Origin of the sequence: Tardiphaga sp. 841_E9_N1_2 (genome assembly GCF_051811065.1) — a bacterium.
GTDB lineage: Bacteria > Pseudomonadota > Alphaproteobacteria > Rhizobiales > Xanthobacteraceae > Tardiphaga > Tardiphaga robiniae.
Map to the genome: position 1 here is coordinate 3,928,775 of NZ_JBPWQC010000001.1, position 18,537 is coordinate 3,947,311.

Sequence of the window (18,537 nt, forward strand, 5' to 3'; positions counted from 1 at the left end):
TCTGCCGAGCCCGGCAACTAAAACTCCGTCATGCCCGGGCTTGTCCCGGCCATGACAGCGTATGTGTTACAGGCAGCAAAAAGCCCGCCCTCTCGACAGAGGGCGGGCTTTTCGAGTCCAGAATTACTTCTTCGCCGGAGCCATCTTGCTGTCGGCCGGCTTCGGCGCGTCCTTGGCAGCAGGCGCGGCGGGTGCCGCCGGAGCAGGCGTTGCGGCGGCCTGATCGATACGCTCAACCTTCGCACCTTCACGCAGCTTGGTGACGTAGTCGGCCTGCGCCTTGCGCACGACATACTGTTCGATCTGCGGCTTCACCTGGTCGAATTCCGGCGCCTTGCGGTTGCGCTTTTCCTCGACCTTGATGATGTGCCAGCCGAACTGCGACTTCACGGGGTCCGAGATCTTGCCCGGCTCCAGCGCGAAGGCAACGGCGGAGAATTCCGGCACCATCTGGTCCTTGGTGAAGAAACCCAGATCGCCGCCATCGGCCGCGCCCGGATCCTTCGACTTCTTCTTGGCGAGTTCGGCGAAATCGGCGCCCTTCTTCAGCTCGTCGGCGACCGTCTTGGCCTCGGCCTCGCTCTCCACCAGGATGTGGCGGGCATGGACTTCGGCTTCGCCGGTGATCTGCTTGGCCGCGTCCTCATAGACCTTCTTCATGTTGTCGTCGGTCAGGGCTTCCTTGCCCTCGACGGCCAGGAGGTTGTCCATCAGCAGACGATTACGGGCGAAGGCCAGCTTGGACTTGAAATCCTCACGATCGGCGATCTTCTTGTCCTCGGCAGCCTTGGCGACGATCTTCATGTCGATCAGGAACGACAGCACATTGTCCTTCCGGGTCGCGGGATCCATCTGGGCGAGGCTCGGGCCGAGCTCTTCCTCGGCAATGGTGACGTCGCTCTGGCGGATTTCCTGGCCGTTGACCTTGGCGAGGACCGGATTGGCATCCTGCGCGTAAACCGGGAAACTGGTGAGAAAGGCCACCGCAACGGCGCCGGTCAGGGCAGCCAGGGTGCGGCCCGGGCGCAGGCCCGGCGTCAGGGCGAGCGATACGAAGGTCATGGAAAATCCTTATCTCGGATAAGAGCCTGTTGGGGACGGCGGACACTCTCCCAAACGTACCGTCTTGGCAACGCGAAAACTCTGTCAAAATGATGAAATCCTTGAGAGGTTCGCGCCGTTGACAACCCCCCACACGGGCCATATCTCTCCCCGACCGGGCCGGTGGCGAAGGCGCGATTTCGGCCGCGCCGTGGTCATTGAACCCCTGATTGCCCTGCTCCCACTCATCTCCCGGGGTCTTGCTTTTTTGGCACTCCCGCACCGGGGTCCAGACAGCAATCCGCCACAGACTTTGGATATGACGAGGCTGGGCGACCGCTGCACCATTCCACGGCCTTCGGGCCGCATTGCTAAAGACAGGATTTCGTGATGATCGGCGCGCTCGCCCGCAAGTTCTTCGGCTCTGCCAACGACCGCCGCGTCAAGGGATATCAATCGCGTGTTGCCGCGATCAACGCGCTGGAACCTGAGGTCGCAGCGCTATCGGACGATGCGCTCAAAGCGCGCACCGCCGAGTTCAAGGCGCAGTTAGGGGCCGGCAAGACTCTCGACGATCTCCTCGTTCCCGCTTTCGCCACCGTCCGCGAAGCCGCCAAGCGCACCCTCGGCCAGCGCCACTTCGACGTGCAGCTGATCGGCGGCATGGTGCTGCATGAGGGCGACATCGCCGAGATGAAGACCGGCGAAGGCAAGACGCTGGTCGCCACGCTCGCCGTCTATCTGAACGCGCTCGCCGGTCAGGGCGTGCATGTCGTGACCGTCAACGACTACCTCGCCAAGCGCGATAGCGGCTGGATGGGCCAGATCTACAGCTTCCTGGGCCTCACCACCGGCGTGATCGTTCACGGCCTCGACGATGCCGAGCGCCAGGCGGCCTATGCCTGCGACATCACCTACGGCACCAACAACGAATACGGCTTCGACTATCTGCGTGACAACATGAAGTACCGGCTGGAGGATATGGTCCAGCGCAAGCACTTCTATGCCATCGTCGACGAAGTCGACTCGATCCTGATCGACGAAGCGCGTACGCCGCTGATCATCTCCGGCCCGCTCGACGACCGCTCGGAATTCTACAACACCATCGACACCTTCCTGCCCAAGCTCGAAAAGGTCATCGACTTCGAAGTCGACGAGAAGCAGCGCACCGTGACGCTGACCGAAGCCGGCATGGAGAAGATCGAAACCTTGCTGCGCGATGCCGGCCAGCTCAAGGGCGAGACGCTGTATGACGTCGAGAACGTCTCCGTCGTGCATCACATCAATCAGGCGCTGCGCGCCCACTCGCTGTTCAACCGCGACAAGGACTACATCGTCCGCGACGACGAAGTGATCATCATCGACGAGTTCACCGGCCGCATGATGCAAGGTCGCCGTTATTCGGAAGGCCTGCACCAGGCGCTGGAAGCCAAGGAACATGTGACGGTCCAGCCGGAAAACCAGACGCTGGCCTCGATCACGTTCCAGAACTACTTCCGCATGTACAAGAAACTGGCCGGCATGACCGGTACGGCTCTGACCGAAGCGGATGAGCTGTTCGACATCTACAAGCTCGAAGTCGTCGAAGTGCCCACCAATGTTGGCATCGGCCGCATGGACGAGGACGACGAGGTCTATCGCACCCAAGACGAGAAGCACGCCGCCATCCTCGCCGAAATCGAGCGCGCCAATGCGCGGATGCAGCCGGTACTGGTCGGCACCGCGTCGATCGAAAAATCGGAAGTGCTTGGCGAGTATCTGCTCAAGAACGGCTACAAGCTGATCGACTTCACCAAGCCGAAGGCGATGGACAAGCTCTATGCGGCCGCGCGTTCCGGCAAGCCGGCGAAACTGTTCGCGGTCCTGAATGCGCGCTTCCATGAGCAGGAAGCCTATATCGTCGCCGAAGCCGGCGTCCCCGGCGCCATCACCATCGCCACCAACATGGCCGGCCGCGGCACCGACATCAAACTCGGCGGCTCGGTCGAGATGCGCGCGCAGATCGAAACGGCCGAGATCGCCGACGAGGCCGAGAAGGCCGCCAAGATCGCCGAGATCAAGGCCGAGATCGAGCGTTTCCGCGAGATCGTGCTGAACGCCAAGGAAGTGGTCGAGATCGAGCCCGCCAAGGGCAGCAAGCCGGCCAAGACCGTCGAGAAGCCCGGCGGCCTCTACATCATGGGCTCCGAGCGCCACGAGTCACGCCGCATCGACAACCAGCTCCGCGGCCGCTCCGGCCGTCAGGGCGACCCTGGCCGGTCCAAGTTCTTCCTGTCGCTGGAAGACGACCTGATGCGCATCTTCGGTTCGGATCGTCTCGATACGATGCTGACGCGCCTCGGCCTGAAGGAAGGCGAAGCGATCATCCATCCGTGGATCAACAAGGCGCTCGAAAAGGCCCAGCAGAAGGTCGAAGCGCGCAACTTCGACATCCGCAAGAACCTGCTGAAATATGACGACGTACAGAACGACCAGCGCAAGGTGATCTTCGAGCAGCGCGTCGACCTGATGCAGAACGATAGCGTCGCCGAGACCGTCAACGACATGCGCCGCGCCTTCGTCGAGGATCTCGTCACCAAACACGTGCCGGAAAACCAGTATGCCGAGCAGTGGGACGTGGTCGGCCTGAAGGAAGAGCTCAAGCGCGTGCTCGATCTCGATCTTCCGGTCGACGAATGGGCCAAGGAAGAAGGCATCGCTGACGAGGAGCTGCTCAACCGTATCGAGCAGAAGGCCGACGAGCACATGGCCGCGAAGGTCGCCCAGTGGGGCCCCGACGTGATGCGTTACGTCGAGAAGACGATCCTGCTGCAGACGCTGGATCATCTGTGGCGCGAACATCTGGTGATGCTGGATCACCTGCGTCAGGTCATCGGCCTGCGCGGCTACGGCCAGCGCGATCCGCTGCAGGAATACAAGGCGGAAGCCTTCAACCTGTTCGAGGCGATGATTGCCAATCTGCGCGAAGCCGTCACCGCACAATTGATGCGCGTCGAAATCGTGCCGCCGGACGTGCAGCCCGAACTGCCTGTCATGGAAGCCCACAAGCTCGACTACAACACCGGCGAAGACGAAATGGCTTTCGCCAATGCGGCGCTCGCACCGATGGGCCAGCAGCAGCCCGCCGTCGCCCGCGATCCGAACAACCAGGATACCTGGGGCAAGGTCGGCCGCAACGAGGACTGTCCGTGCGGCTCCGGCAAGAAGTTCAAGCACTGCCACGGGCGGTATGCGTAAGCCGACCACCAGATAGATCGCGAAGCCATCTGAAATCCCTCCCCGTTCGGGAGGGATTTTCTTTGGGCTGTTGGTTCCACGCATTCACGCAGCCAAGCACTGCGCTGGACGACGCTGACGACGATTGGACAACGCGTCGCAGAGGACTAGCCTGTTTCATCGTGCCGACACGAGCGGCCGCAGGAATGAGGGGGCGTGCCGATGATGTCCAATTCCGAAATGCTGATCCGCCTGATCTCCGCCGCAGCGCTCGGCAGCCTGATCGGCTTCGAGCGCGAGCGGCTGTTATGGGCTGCGGGCATCCGCACGCATATGCTGGTCTGTGTCGGCTCCTGCCTGATCATGCTGGTCTCGCAATACGGCTTCTCCAACATCCTGCTCACGCAATCCAATGTCGTGCTCGATCCATCGCGCATCGCAGCGCAGGTGGTGTCCGGCATCGGCTTTCTCGGCGCGGGATCAATCCTGGCGCGCGGCGAGATCGTGAAAGGGCTCACGACAGCAGCAAGTATCTGGACGGTGGCAGCGATCGGGCTTGCGGTCGGCGGAGGATTGTATCTCGCGGCCGGCGCATCGACGGTGATCATCCTGATCATCCTCGTCGGTATCAAGCCGCTCGAGGAAGCCTATCGCTCGCGCAACCAGACCTGCATGCTGAAGGTGGAAGTCGAGAACAACGGCCTGACGCCGGAATTGCTGCGCGAGACATTGTCGCTGCGCGCCGGCCAGGTGAAGCGCTTCCTCGTGGAAAGCCGCGATCCCCAAGGCACCGACCAGCTCTCGATCCTGCTCAGCAAGGTGTCGTCACAGGATATCGCGAGCTATCCTTCGAAGCTGCAGGAGCTCGACGGCGTGCGTCAGGTGAGTATTGTCAAACGCGTCAGCGACCACGGCGCCAATCACACGTGAGCGATATGTCTGCAGGAAGAGCGACGCGCCTAGCGCATCGCCGAGAAGCGGTCCGTGAACGAATTCGCGGACACGACCGGGGCTGCACCTGACAGCGCGGCTGTGCCGGCGCCGCCGCCGGAGGCTGGCGTGGATGGTTCGGCCGACAGCGTCGGCTTGAGCGGCGGGCGCGCGGTGGCCACGAGCGGTGCGGGTGCGGCAGCCGGCTTCGCTGCAGCTACAGAAGGAGGCGTCGCAGGAGCAGCCGACGGACCGGCCTTGCTGGCGACGGCCTTCGGCTTTGCGGCCGGCGTCGGCACGGGAGCGGCTGGCGTCGTAGTTGCGGTCGCGGTCGTTTCCGAGCCGCCGATACCGACCTTCTTGGCGAGATTGCTGAAGAAGCCACCATCCGACGAGGCCGACGCGACACGCGTGGAGGGCGCGGCGACGACGGGTTCTTCCGACGCTGCGAACAGCGAGGCCGAATAGGACGTCGAGGCCGCAGCATTGGCCTTCGGCGGATTGACGTGCGGCGGGATCGTGCCCGGTGCGCGCGAATAGGCGGCGGTCTGCACGCCCGGCGGCTCCGGATCCGACAGGCCGGTGGCGCCATCGGGCAACTTGGAGGCGAAGACGCGGTTCATGCCGCCGTCGATATCGGGACGGCGCTGCGCTACCGGCGTGCCCTTGGCAACCAGTTCGGCAATCTTCGCATCATCCTGCGCCTGCTTGGCGCTGACGGCATCGGCGATCTCGGACGGAATCTGGTAGACTGGGCACTTGGCCGAGGCATTGAACACCAGCGGCTTGGTCGATCCCGCAGGCGCGGCCGGATCGAACACATACTTGTTCTCGCAGAACTCGACCTTCGGCTCCTGCCGCGTCACTTCGAAATGATCATAGCCCTGCTTGATCATCTTCCAGAACGGCATGTTCGGGTTGTTGCGATGCTTGGCCATGTTGACCGGCGTCATCTTGAACGGAAACGCCGCGAACTGGAACGAGCGCTGCCCGCCGAAGAAAGACTCACGACCCAGCGAATAGATCTCGGCGATCTGTTCGTCGGTCATGGCGAAGCAGCCGCGCGACGAACAATCGCCGTGCACCATCAGTTGCGAACCGGTGCGTCCCAGCGACTTGTCGAAGGCGTTGGGGAAACCTGTATTGAAGGAGAGATAATAGGACGAGCGCGGATTCATCTGCGCCGGCGTGATCGCATAGAAACCTTCCGGTGCCTGACGATCGCCTTCTTTGACCTTCGGACCGAGGTCGCCGGACCAGCGGCAGATCGGATAGGTCTTCAGCAGTGCAAACTGGCCGGAGCGGTTCTGCTTCCAGACTTCGAGTTCGGCTTCCTGCTTGAACACACGAACCAGCATCGGCGACTGCAGGTCCATGTCCTTTTCAGTCATCTCGGCGACGAGCTTGGGAGGAACGGGCTGGTTGGCCTTCGCGTTGCTGGCGAGCGACATGTCTTCGCCGTTGCAGCCGGCCAGCACCACGCCTGTCGCAAGTACGACCGACGTCAGCAGCGCGCGAACAAGCGAGCGATGTTTCAAAGCCAAGCTCCGCAGCCGACGGGACGTCGACACCCCAAGGAATAAAGACAAATGAGCCCTTATTCGTACGCAAATATTAGCCTTAAGGCCTCTTGCTCGCAAGGCAACTGGCCGTGAGCAGCAGGTTCCGTTCCGGCGATGGTCAACAGAGATTGAAGATCTCAGGCCGGGCGGAATTGCGGCGGTATCTGGCGGGAAGGCGAATTAAGCAGGCGGCGATGGGTTATGCTTAATAGTTTGGCAGCGCTATCGGCCGTCATGGCCGGGCTTGTCCCGGCCACCTACGTCTTTGTTCGCTCGCCGCCAAAGATGTGGATGCCCGGCACATCCAGCGAAGCTCGCTTCGCGCTGGCCGGGCACGACGAACATTAGCAATCGCGTGCGTGGCCAATCTCGGAGCGCCTCAGGAGCCCCGGACCACAGTCTTCAAGTAGTTGTAAGCCTTGATGATTTCGATCAACCGGTCCTCGGTGGAGCGGTCGCCGCCATTGGCGTCGGGGTGGTGCTGCTTCACCAGCGCTTTGTACTGCGCCTTGACGTCGTCCAGCGTCGCGCTGGGGCCGAGACCCATGACTTGCAGCGCCTTGCGCTCGGCATTGAAGATCTTGCGGGTTTCTTCCTTGATCGGCTGCTGCGGCTTGCGGGCCCGGCCGCGCCCCATACCCATGCCGTTCATCTCGTTGAACATGGCAAACGGATCGATCGCGCCGTCGAGGTCGGGCTGCCCGGCCTTGGTTTTGTCCGCAGAGCCGTTGGCGCCCATCTTCCAGGTCGGACGATGGCCGGTCAGCGCATCCTTCTGGTACTTGGCGACCGCGTCTGGGGCCATACCCTGGAAGAAGTTGTAGCCCTGATTGTATTCGCGGACATGGTTCAGGCAGAAGTGCCAGTATTCCTTGTCCTGCGCACGGCCCTTGGGCGCGCGGTGCGGACCCTTGTTCTTGCACTCGGGCCACTCGCACATAATAGCTTCTTCGCGCGCAGCGGCCTGCTGCTTCGCGCTCAGCTTGTTCGGCTTGATACGGATGCTGTCGAAGAATTTGGATGAGTCGATGGGCATGGCTGACTATGACAACGCAATGCAAAAAGCTTCAAGTCTTGACATTCCGATTACCTCATTCGGCGCCCTGCGCCGCACCAATATGGTCGCCACATCGTGATTGACCATGAGTGGGGCGAACCGCTAAGCCGGCCATCATGACCATGAAAGATAACATCACAAAGAAGCTGACAGAGGCTTTCGCGCCCCTCAGCCTCGACGTTTCAGATGAATCACATCTGCATGCCGGTCACATGGGCCACCGCCCGGAGGGTGAAACCCACTTCAGGGTCAATATTGTGTCGGAGGCCTTCGAAGGGAAGAGCCGGATCGACCGCCATCGCATGATCAACGAACTGCTGGCGGCGGAACTCGCGGGAACGGTACATGCGCTGGCGCTGAAACCGCAGACGCCGAAGGAAGCGGGCTAGGTTTCGTCGCGGCACCCTACACCGTCATTCCGGGGCGCGAGCGCCACTCGGCGATCGCGAACCCGGAATCTCAGCATGGGAGTCTCCAACAGCGCCAAGCCATGTCCAGCTTCCGGGTTCGCGCGCACGAAGACGCGCCCCCGCCCCGGAATGACGAGTGTGGGCTGGTCCTACTTCTTCAGCGACGCGATCGCCTCGAGGACGTTCGGCTTCAGCCCGGCGCCGCCCGCATCCAGATGTTCGAAGATCTTCTTCCGCATGCGCGGATCCCAGAACTTCTTGATGTGCTCGGCAATGCCGGCCACGGCATGATCGTGACCCTGGCTGTTGAAGAAGTCGCCGATCTGGTTGGCCATGTAGATCAGCCGGTCAGGCGACGTCGATGTGTGGGTGTCCATGCTCTTGCCCTGATGCATCCGCGGTGGCGCCGTGCTGACGCACGCGGTGCTGATGTGTGAAAACTTCGAACCCGTCGCTGCGCGCGATCGCCGCCAACGTAATGCCTGCGGCTTCCGCCATGCGGATGGCCAGTGCGGTGGGCGCCGAGACCGACACCATGAGCGGCGCGCCGATAGCAGCCGTCTTTTGCACCATCTCGACGGAGACGCGGCTGGTGAGCAGCACCATGCCCTGCCCTGCATCGACCTTGGCCTGCGCCAGCGCGCCGGCCAGCTTGTCGAGCGCATTGTGACGGCCGACATCCTCACGCAACGCGACGATGCCGTCGGCCGGCGTCCAGAACGCCGCGGCGTGCACGGCGCGGGTCTGGATGTTGACCTTCTGCAGCGGCGACAGCGTCTCCATCGCCGCCATGATCTGGTCGAAGGAGAACACGCCGCCGGGCGCGACGATGGCCGCCGGCTTAACGGCTTCCGAGATCGAGTCGATGCCGCACAGACCGCAGCCCGTCGGCCCTGCAATCTGCCGGCGCCGCGCGCTGATGCTCTCGGCCTTCTCGCCTGCGAGCCACATGCGCAGCTCAACGCCATCGTCGAATTCAACGGCCTCGAAACTCTCGATCTCGTTGATCGAGGTGACCACGCCTTCGCTCAGGCTGAAGCCATAGGCGAAGTCGCGATAGTCCTGCGGCGTCCCCATCATGACGGCATAGGTGCCACCATTATAGGTGATCGCCAGCGCGGTCTCTTCCGGCACCGCGCGCAACCCCTCGCTAACGCCGGACTGGCGCCAGATCTTGCGGGGGACTGAGCGAACCGGCTCGTGCATCTCTGGTCTCCAGACCTACTCCGCGGCTTCCACGACGGGCATGGCGATCCGGCGCGACTGGCGGGCCTGCTCGTCATATTCCTTCTGCCACTCGGACGGACCGTTCGAGGGCGAGATCTGCACCGCGGTCACCTTGTATTCCGGGCAGTTGGTGGCCCAGTCCGAGAACTCGGTGGTGATGACGTTGGCCTGCGTGGTCGGGTGATGGAAGGTCGTATAGACCACGCCCGGCGCCATACGCTCGGTTAGCAGCGCACGCAACGTCGTCTCGCCGGCGCGGCTCTGCAGCTTCACCCAGTCGCCGTCGCGGATGCCACGCAGTTCGGCGTCATGCGGATGCAGCTCCAGACGATCCTCTTCATGCCAGACCACATTCTCGGTGCGCCGTGTCTGCGCGCCGACATTGTACTGGCTGAGAATACGGCCGGTGGTGAGCAGCAGCGGGAAGCGCGGCCCGGTACGCTCGTCGGTGGCGATGTATTCGGTGAGCATGAACTTGCCCTTGCCGCGCACGAAGCCGTCCATATGCATAATCGGCGTGCCCAGAGGCTGCTTCTCGTTACACGGCCACTGCACCGAACCAACCTCCTCCAGCTTCGCATAGGAGACGCCGGCGAAAGTCGGCGTCAGCGCCGCGATTTCGTCCATGATCTCCGAGGGGTGATTGTAGGACATCTCATAGCCGAGTGCCTTGGCGAATCCCAAGGTCACTTCCCAATCCTCAAGACCATTCTTCGGCGACATCACCTTGCGGACGCGCTGAATGCGACGTTCGGCATTGGTGAAAGTGCCGTTCTTCTCCAGGAAGGTGGAGCCCGGGAAGAACACATGGGCGTAGTTGGCGGTCTCGTTCAGGAACAGGTCGTGGACGATGACGCATTCCATCGCCGACAGCGCCGCGACCACATGCTTGGTGTTGGGATCGGACTGCAGGATGTCTTCGCCCTGCACGTAGAGGCCCATGAAAGTGCCTTCGGTGGCGGCATCGAACATGTTGGGGATGCGCAGGCCCGGCTCACTGTTGAGCTTGACGTTCCACATCGCTTCGAACTGCTCGCGCACCGCATCGCCAGAGATGTGGCGATAGCCCGGCAGCTCGTGCGGGAACGAGCCCATGTCGCAGGAGCCCTGCACGTTGTTCTGGCCGCGCAGCGGATTCACGCCGACGCCGGGACGGCCGATATTGCCGGTCGCCATCGCGAGGTTCGCGATCGCGATTACGGTGGTCGAACCCTGGCTGTGCTCGGTGACACCGAGACCGTAATAGATCGCACCGTTGCCACCGGTGGCGAACAAACGGGCGGCGGCGCGCAGCTCCTTCGGATCGACGCCGGTCATGATGGCGGTGGCTTCGGGGCTGTGGTTCGGCTGCGCGACAAAGGCCGCCCAGTCTTCGAACTCGCTCCAGTCACAGCGCTCGCGGATGAATGTCTCGTCGGCGAGGCCTTCGGTGACGATGACATGAGCCAGCGCGGTGAGCACGGCGACATTGGTGCCGGGCATCAGGGGCAGATGGTGCTGTGCCTCGATATGGGCCGAGCGCACGATATCGGTTTGGCGCGGATCGACCACGATCAGCTTGGCGCCGGCGCGCAAACGCTTCTTCAGGCGCGATGCAAACACCGGATGGCCATCGGTCGGGTTCGCACCAATGATCATCACGACATCGGTGTCTTCCACCGAGTCGAAATCCTGCGTGCCGGCCGAGGTGCCGAAGGTCGAGGACAGGCCGTAGCCGGTCGGCGAATGGCAGACGCGCGCGCAGGTATCAACGTTGTTGTTGCCGAAGCCGGCGCGGATCAGCTTCTGCACCACGAATACTTCTTCATTGGTGCAGCGCGACGAGGTGATGCCGCCGATGGAGTCTTTGCCGTGTTTGGCCTGGATGCCCTTGAACTTCTTGGCCGCGAAATTGAAGGCCTCATCCCATGACACTTCCTGCCATGGATCGGTGATCTTCTCGCGAATCATCGGATTGAGGATGCGCTCCTTGTGGTTCGCATAACCCCAGGCGAAACGGCCCTTGACGCAGGAATGGCCGCGATTGGCCTTGCCGTCCTTGTACGGCACCATGCGCACCAGTTCCTCGCCGCGCATTTCCGCCTTGAAGGTACAGCCGACGCCACAATAGGCGCAGGTGGTCACAGCCGAGTGCTCAGGCTGACCGATCTCGATCACGGCCTTCTCGGTCAGCGTCGCGGTCGGGCAGGCCTGTACGCAGGCGCCGCAGGACACGCATTCCGAACCCAGGAAGCTCTCGCTCATGCCCGGCGAGACCCGGCTCTCGAAACCGCGGCCGGAGATCGTCAGCGCGAAAGTGCCCTGAACTTCTTCACAGGCGCGAACGCAGCGCGAGCAGACGATGCACTTGGAGGGATCGTATGTGAAGTACGGATTCGACTCGTCCTTCGCCATCCAGTGATCGTTTTCGCAGGCTTCCGGCGAATTGTGATCGTGCTTCGGGCCAGACTTGGCGAACACATGGTTCTCGCCGTCATAGCCGTAGCGCACGTCGCGAAGGCCGACGGCACCAGCCATGTCCTGCAATTCGCAATCACCATTGGCGGCGCAGGTGAGACAGTCGAGCGGATGGTCGGAGATATAGAGCTCCATCACGCCCTTGCGCAGCGCCGCGAGCCGCGCATTCTGGGTATGAACCACGAGGCCTTCCATGGCCGGCGTGGTGCAGGAGGCAGGCGTGCCCGCGCGGCCTTCGATCTCGACGAGACAGAGACGACAGGAGCCGAAGGCATCCACCATGTCGGTGGCGCAGAGTTTCGGAATCTGCGTGCCCATCTCCATGGCGGCGCGCATGATGGAGGTGCCCTCGGGCACCGAGACGCTCTGCCCGTCGATGGTCAGCGTGACCATCTTTTCGGACTTCGAACGCGGCGTACCAAAATCGATTTCGTGAACGAGCGACATGTGTTGCTCCTTTACTCTGCGGCCTGAAGGCGTGATGGCGCCGGGCCGAAATCTCCGGGGAAATGTTTCAGCGCACTCATCACCGGATACGGCGTGAAGCCGCCCAGCGCACAGAGCGAACCGAACTTCATGGTGTTGCTGAGGTCCTGCAGCACGGCGATGTTCTCGGCGACGCGTTCACCACGGCGGATCTTGTCGATGGTCTCGACGCCGCGGGTGGAGCCGATGCGGCATGGCGTGCACTTGCCGCAGGATTCGATGGCGCAGAATTCCATCGCAAAGCGCGCCTGCTTCGACATATCGACGGTGTCGTCGAACACCACGATGCCGCCGTGGCCGATCAGGCCGTCACGCTTGGCGAAAGCCTCGTAGTCGAACGGCGTGTCGAACAATTCGCGCGGGAAGTAGGCACCGAGCGGACCGCCGACCTGCACCGCGCGGACCGGCTTACCGGTGAAGGTGCCGCCGCCGATATCATCAATCAGCTCACCCAGCGTGATGCCGAAAGCGACTTCGAAGAGGCCGCCGAACTTGATGTTACCCGCGAGCTGGATCGGCATCGTGCCACGCGAGCGGCCCATGCCGTAATCCGCATAGGCCTTGGCGCCGTTGTCGAGGATGAACGGTATCGCCGCAAACGAGAGGACGTTGTTGATGACCGTCGGCTTGCCGAACAGGCCTTTATGCGCCGGCAGCGGCGGCTTGGCGCGGACGATGCCGCGACGGCCTTCGAGACTCTCCAGCAGTGAGGTCTCCTCGCCGCAGACATAGGCGCCGGCGCCGACGCGGACTTCGAGATCGAACGCGTGCGCCGAGCCGCGAATCTTGTCGCCGAGATAACCGGCGCGCTTCGCGGCAGCGATACCCTCATTCATCGCCTCGACGGCATGCGGATATTCCGAACGGATATAGATGTAGCCCTTGGTGGCGCCCACCGCGATGCCGGCAATGGTCATGCCTTCGATCACCACGAAGGGATCGCCTTCCATGATCATGCGGTCGGCGAAGGTGCCGCTGTCGCCCTCGTCCGCATTGCAGACGATGAATTTACGATCGGCTTTGGTATCGGCAACAGTCTTCCACTTGATACCGGTCGGGAAGCCAGCGCCACCGCGGCCACGCAGGCCGGATGTGGTGACGTCGGCAATGATGCCGGCGCTATCCAGCGTCAGCGCGCGCGTGAGGCCCCTGTAGCCATCATGCGCGATGTAATCCTCGACCGACCGGGGATCGACGACGCCGCAGCGCACAAAGGTCAGACGCGTCTGCTTCTTGAGCCACGGAATCTCCTCCGCGACACCAAGACGCAGCGCGTGAGAACCGTTTGTGACCATCGCATCGAGCACCGACGCAACGTCTTTCTCTTCGACCGGCCCGAAGGCGACACGGCCTTCCGGCGTCGCGACTTCGATCATCGGCTCCAGCCACAGCAATCCGCGCGAACCGGGGCGAATGATCTCGATTGCAAGCTTGCGCTTTTGAGCCTCCGCTTCGAAGGCACTGACGAGTTCATCGGCGCCGACGGAAACGGCGGCCGCATCGCGCGGAATGTAGATATTCAGAGTTTTATCAGACGATGTCATCGCTGTGCCTCCGCGACCAGCGCATCGATGCGCTTCTCATCGAGGCGGCCAACCAGACGGCCATCGAGCATCGCCGATGGCGCCGTGGCGCAGAGCCCGAGGCAATAGATCGGCTCCAACGTAACACGCTGATCCGCCGTCGTGTTTCCAAACTTTACACCCAATTTCGCTTCCGCGCGCGCCGCAAGTGCATCGCCGCCAGCCGCTTGGCAAGCCTCAGCGCGGCAGATCTTCAGCACATGCTTGCCGGCCGGCTCGTGGCGGAAGTCATGGTAGAAGGTGAACACGCCATGGACCTCGGCGCGCGACAGGTTACGCGCCAGCGCGATCATCGGGATTGCCGGCTCCGGCACATAGCCGAAGGCTTCCTGCATCGCATGCAGAATCACGATCACGCCGCCTTCCACATGGGACAGGCTCTCGATGATCTCGGTGCCTCGGTCGGCACTCCAAGGCTCATAAGCATTCGGCTCGTAGGCTGCGTTCATCCCGGTACTCAATTGGTCTTATGACTGGAGAACCAATCAAAATTGGAATCGATCCAAAGATCAATAAAGCTGTCTCATGCTGCGATACGGAAACGGTATCGACACCCGGCGAAATCGATGAATTTGAAATGGTTAGCTTGGTTGCAGCGCAGCAATTGCAGCACCCGAAACGGGGGTCTTACGCTTCCAGCGACGGCGCAACCTCCCGGGCGATCTGCACCAGAGTCGCCACCAGCGGGGTCATGGGATCGCGCTGGGGCACCACGAGACCGACGCCATAATTCACCACGGGATCGACGATCGGGATCATACGGACCGAGTCATTGGCGGTCAGACCCAGCGTCTCCGCCAACTTGGCCGGCATCACGCTGGCCCAGCGGCCGGTCTTCACATGGGTATAGAGCACGATAATCGAATTCGACGTCAGCATCGGCATCGCCTCGGCGCCGACCGACTTCAGGGCACGATCGATGATGCGCCGGTTCTGCATGTCGGGGGTCAGCAGGCATAGCGGCACCTGGCCGACTTCGGACCAGGTGACACTCTTGCGATCGCCGAACATGCTGTCCGGCGAGGTCAACAGCCGGTAGCTTTCTTTATAAAGCGGGATCGAACGCACTTTGCCGAGCGGTTCGTTCTCGATGTAGGTCAGGCCCGCATCGACTTCGAGATTTTCAAGCAGACCGAGCACGGCCGTGGAGGTGCAGGACACGATGCGAAACCGCACATCGGGATGCCGCGCACGAAACGGCGTCGTCAGTGAGGCGACCATGCCGAGCACCGTAGGAATTGCGGCGATGCGGATCTCGCCGGATAGACTGTCCTTGAGGCCGTTGATTTCCTGCTTCATCGCGCGAGCATCGCCGACGATGCGGCGTGCCCAATCGAGTGCGCGTTCGCCTTCCGGCGTAAACCCCTGGAAGCGCGAGCCGCGCTGCACCAGCATCACGCCGAGCATGTCCTCGAGCTGCTTGAGGCTGGTGGACATGGTGGGCTGCGTCACGCCGCAAGCTTCCGCGGCGCGGCCGAAATGCCGTTCCTTCGCCAGCGACAACAGCAGTTCAAGTTTTTCTATCAAGGGACGCCCCGCTCCGACCACATCATTTTTGCCGAGGTGCGGCGCGACGATCGCGTGTGTGGCCTTCGGTGCCCGCCCTCGGGGCAAAGCATATGGTGCGAAGCCGCTTTGCCGCAACCATCGCAGCAGGACGAGCAGAGATCAGCCCCGGCCAAGCTTCCCGCTTCAAGATAGAATCTGGTTGGGGTGTTTGGGGCGGTCTGCTTCGTCGCGGGGTCCAAGGCCCCGGCGACGACAGCAAACGGCAAGTACGATCAGCAAGAAGGCTGATCCGAGATCAACCCAGGCGGCTGATCTGCTCTTCGGTCACGACACGCTCGATGTTCTCGGACTTGCTTTTGATCCGGTAACGCGGGCGACCATCGGCTTCGATCGGAAGGCGAGAGGTGATGGTGTAGATGCTGCGTTCCTTGATGGTGGAACGGCCCTGCGGCCCCTGCAGCTGGTGGTGAACGTCCTCATTAATTGCGTAGTTATGCGCCATTATTCATACTCTCCACGATGAGCGGCTTTTAGCCACAACTTGCTCAAAAAGCAAGAAATCTCTAGCAATTTCGGTCAGATAGCTCGTCAGTCCTGATATGCAACGATGGACAACAGGTCATAATTTGGATGCCTATGCGACAGATTCCATCTCATGCTGCTGATCTGGTCAGCAGCAATTCTGCCGTTTTCAGAGGGGGTTGGACTGATTCAAGGGCGTGCCGGCATGACACAGTTCCCGCGCCCTTTCCGCGTTAGCAATAATCCTGGAATACCAGCGGGCCACTCGAAACTGGCCCCAAAAAAGCCGAAAAACCACCGGCAGGGCATTGCCGGTGGTTTCGGAGATTTACAGCAGAGTGCGCGAGTCTCCTCGAAGACTTAGGGCCGTCAAAAATTTGCCGGCTGCGCACGAAAATATTACATGAGCCAGAATGTTGAGCGCAATACCTGATTTGCTCAATCAAATATATTATTGGCCGCTATCGTTAGCGGGAAACATGATGTGGGCTGGCGCCAGCCCTGCCCGGGCCCGTTCGGCCATTTTGCGAAATGCGGTTTCGATATCACGCGCCAGACGCCGGGTGTCGAAGGCCGGCATGTTCAGACGATTGGCCGATAATTTCTCCCGGATCGACGACAACCGCTCGGGATTTTCCGCCAGCTCGATCGCCATGCACTCATAGTCGTCTCGCTTCGCCGTAATCAGCTCCGGCACACCCAGATTCTGCAGAAGACTCGCGGCGACGCGCCCTGCAAAGGTTTCTCCACGACAGGTCAGCAACGGCAATCCAGCCCATAATGCGTCGCTCGCTGTGGTATGCGCGTTGTACGGCAACGTATCGAGAAATAGATCCGCACAACGATGCCGCGCCAAGTGCTCGGCCGGCAGCATGCGCGCGGCAAACACCAGACGCGCGGGGTCGATGCCCCGCAATTCCGCTTCGCGGCGCAGATTCGCCACAGCCGCAGCGCTGTCCTCCAACAGCCAGAGAACGCTGCCGTCAACGGCTGACAGAATCCGCATCCAGCTGTCGAAGACATCGGGCGTAATCTTGTAGGCGTTGTTGAAGCAACAGAACACGAAGCCCTGCGCAGGCAAGCCGACCTCCGCGCGCGCGAATGCACGCGTCGATATCTCCCGGCGATCGTCATTGGCCTGATAGCAATTCGGCAGCCAGGCGACTTTCTCATTGTAGAATTGCCGGTGCTCGGGCGGCAGGACATGTTGATCGGCGAGGATGTAATCCATGAAACCCGCGCCGAGCGTGCCGGGAAAGCCGAGATAATTGACCTGTACCGGCGCGGCCCTGCGCGCGAATACGCCGGTACGCTGCTCGCCGAAATAGCCGTTGAGATTGACGAGGATGTCGATGCGATGCGCACGAAGGGCGTCCACCGCCTGCGGATCGCTCAGTGTGGAGATATCGACGATCCCATCCACGGCGCCAGCGATGCGTCGCCTGATGTCGCTGCCGTCGTCATACCCGTTGTCGATGGCGAAAATCTCGAATGCGCTTTTGTCGTGCTGCTCCAGCACACCGACCAGCAGCAGCGACGTCGCCTGCTGTCGAAATTCACCGGACAGATAGCCGACGCGAATTTTTGCATTCGGCCCGGTCGGGGAAGCGCGCAGCGGTGGAGCTTGCATGGGAAAACGCGAGGCGTTGGTCAGTTCGGCGCAGCGCTGCAGGCTGCGTTCCGATGTGGCCACGCCTTGCCAGCCAAACGGCTCGGCGGCCAGTTTGCCCGCGGCAAGATCGGCCTCGATCTCGGCAATCAGCGCGTCGGTCCCCTGCCAGTCGCAGGCCAGCATCTTCTGATGCAGCAGATTGCCCTTGAGCAGTGGCAGGTCCGGATTGAGTTGGCGCGCCCGGCCATAGGCCTCCACCGCTTCAGCCGGCATCCGCATCTGGCCAAAGATGTAACCGCGGCCAAACCACGCTTCTGCCAGATCGGGCTGCAAGGCGAGAGCCGACTCGCAAGCCGCGAGGGCCTCGTCGTAGCGCTTCAACTCGGCCAGCGACTTGCTCTTGTTGAAGAATGCTGCGGCATAGCGCGGGTGGAGCACCAACGCGCGATCGAAATCAGCCAGTGCGGCGGGGTAGTCGCGCAGATCGTTCAGAACCGTGCCACGGTTATTCAGCGTTTCGGCATTGCCGGGATTGAGCGCCAGCGCTTCGGTAAAACGAAGTAGCGCCTCATCCGGCCGGTTCAGCGCCTTCAGCACCAGACCGTAATTGTAGAACGTAGCATCCGATGTCGCATTGATGCGCAGGGCCGCTTTCAGATGCGGTTCGGCTTCCGCATGGCGCTTCAGCGCGACCAGCACGATGGCGAGAATATTCAGCGCCGGGAAATGCTTCGGATCCTTGCGCAAGAACTTGCTGAACCCGCGCTCGGCCTCCTGGAGGCGGCCCTGCTGGAAGGCGGCGAATGCGCTTTGAAACAGTTCAGCTGGGGACGCCATGGCTCTTCGAACTTCGGGCTTTACGGCTTGCATGGCCGAGGGCCACGTCACCCGGTATAGACGCCCACCTCTGCGGCGTCGAGAACGC

General features: G+C 61.9%; 14 protein-coding genes. 3 read left to right on the forward strand and 11 right to left on the reverse strand.

Annotation, left to right across the window (positions count from 1 at the left end; translation table 11 throughout):
* Nucleotides 1-123: 123 nt before the first annotated feature.
* Complete coding sequence (locus tag AB8A50_RS18925; RefSeq protein WP_089267776.1) at nt 124-1,062, reverse strand: peptidylprolyl isomerase; 939 nt, start codon at nt 1,060-1,062, stop codon at nt 124-126.
* 369 nt (nt 1,063-1,431) lie between these two features.
* On the opposite strand from AB8A50_RS18925, the gene secA reads away from it, so the two are divergent.
* Nucleotides 1,432-4,278 carry a preprotein translocase subunit SecA gene (gene secA, locus AB8A50_RS18930; RefSeq protein ID WP_439078578.1) on the forward strand — a complete coding sequence of 949 codons (2,847 nt, stop codon included), beginning with the start codon at nt 1,432-1,434 and terminating at the stop codon, nt 4,276-4,278.
* A 201-nt stretch (nt 4,279-4,479) separates the two neighbouring features.
* Nucleotides 4,480-5,187 carry an MgtC/SapB family protein gene (locus AB8A50_RS18935; RefSeq protein WP_309942303.1) on the forward strand — a complete coding sequence of 236 codons (708 nt, stop codon included), beginning with the start codon at nt 4,480-4,482 and terminating at the stop codon, nt 5,185-5,187.
* Between the two features lie 29 nt (nt 5,188-5,216).
* Here AB8A50_RS18935 and AB8A50_RS18940 read toward each other — a convergent pair whose 3' ends face one another.
* Both AB8A50_RS18940 and AB8A50_RS18945 read right to left on the reverse strand, forming a co-directional pair.
* Complete coding sequence (locus AB8A50_RS18940) at nt 5,217-6,725, reverse strand: L,D-transpeptidase family protein (RefSeq protein ID WP_439078579.1); 1,509 nt, start codon at nt 6,723-6,725, stop codon at nt 5,217-5,219.
* A gap of 403 nt (nt 6,726-7,128) precedes the next feature.
* Nucleotides 7,129-7,785, reverse strand: a complete 657-nt coding sequence (locus tag AB8A50_RS18945) for a J domain-containing protein (protein WP_089267780.1) — start codon at nt 7,783-7,785, stop codon at nt 7,129-7,131.
* A 137-nt stretch (nt 7,786-7,922) separates the two neighbouring features.
* On the opposite strand from AB8A50_RS18945, the gene AB8A50_RS18950 reads away from it, so the two are divergent.
* Complete coding sequence (locus AB8A50_RS18950; RefSeq protein ID WP_089267781.1) at nt 7,923-8,195, forward strand: BolA family protein; 273 nt, start codon at nt 7,923-7,925, stop codon at nt 8,193-8,195.
* A gap of 170 nt (nt 8,196-8,365) precedes the next feature.
* On the opposite strand, the gene AB8A50_RS18955 is transcribed toward AB8A50_RS18950, so the two are convergent.
* From AB8A50_RS18955 to AB8A50_RS18990, 8 genes are all read right to left on the reverse strand, one after another.
* Nucleotides 8,366-8,593, reverse strand: a complete 228-nt coding sequence (locus AB8A50_RS18955) for a formate dehydrogenase subunit delta (protein WP_068729526.1) — start codon at nt 8,591-8,593, stop codon at nt 8,366-8,368.
* Complete coding sequence (gene fdhD, locus AB8A50_RS18960) at nt 8,565-9,422, reverse strand: formate dehydrogenase accessory sulfurtransferase FdhD (protein ID WP_439074430.1); 858 nt, start codon at nt 9,420-9,422, stop codon at nt 8,565-8,567. Before fdhD ends, AB8A50_RS18955 begins: the two co-directional genes overlap by 29 nt.
* 15 nt (nt 9,423-9,437) lie before the next feature.
* On the reverse strand, nt 9,438-12,347 hold the full coding sequence (gene fdhF / locus AB8A50_RS18965) for a formate dehydrogenase subunit alpha (protein ID WP_439078580.1): 2,910 nt from the start codon (nt 12,345-12,347) through the stop codon (nt 9,438-9,440).
* 11 nt (nt 12,348-12,358) lie between these two features.
* Nucleotides 12,359-13,930, reverse strand: coding sequence for a formate dehydrogenase beta subunit (locus AB8A50_RS18970; RefSeq protein ID WP_439078581.1), 1,572 nt, complete (start codon nt 13,928-13,930; stop codon nt 12,359-12,361).
* Nucleotides 13,927-14,418 carry a formate dehydrogenase subunit gamma gene (locus tag AB8A50_RS18975; RefSeq protein WP_184512234.1) on the reverse strand — a complete coding sequence of 164 codons (492 nt, stop codon included), beginning with the start codon at nt 14,416-14,418 and terminating at the stop codon, nt 13,927-13,929. Before AB8A50_RS18975 ends, AB8A50_RS18970 begins: the two co-directional genes overlap by 4 nt.
* Nucleotides 14,419-14,596: 178 nt before the next feature.
* Complete coding sequence (locus AB8A50_RS18980) at nt 14,597-15,496, reverse strand: LysR family transcriptional regulator (RefSeq protein WP_068729536.1); 900 nt, start codon at nt 15,494-15,496, stop codon at nt 14,597-14,599.
* Nucleotides 15,497-15,773: 277 nt separating this feature from the next.
* The gene (locus tag AB8A50_RS18985) at nt 15,774-15,980 is read right to left on the reverse strand and encodes a hypothetical protein (protein WP_068729538.1); all 207 of its coding nucleotides are present in this window, start codon (nt 15,978-15,980) and stop codon (nt 15,774-15,776) included.
* A 471-nt stretch (nt 15,981-16,451) separates the two neighbouring features.
* Entirely contained in the window at nt 16,452-18,449 is a 1,998-nt protein-coding gene (locus tag AB8A50_RS18990) for an O-linked N-acetylglucosamine transferase family protein (protein ID WP_439078582.1), read from the reverse strand.
* Nucleotides 18,450-18,537: the final 88 nt, after the last annotated feature.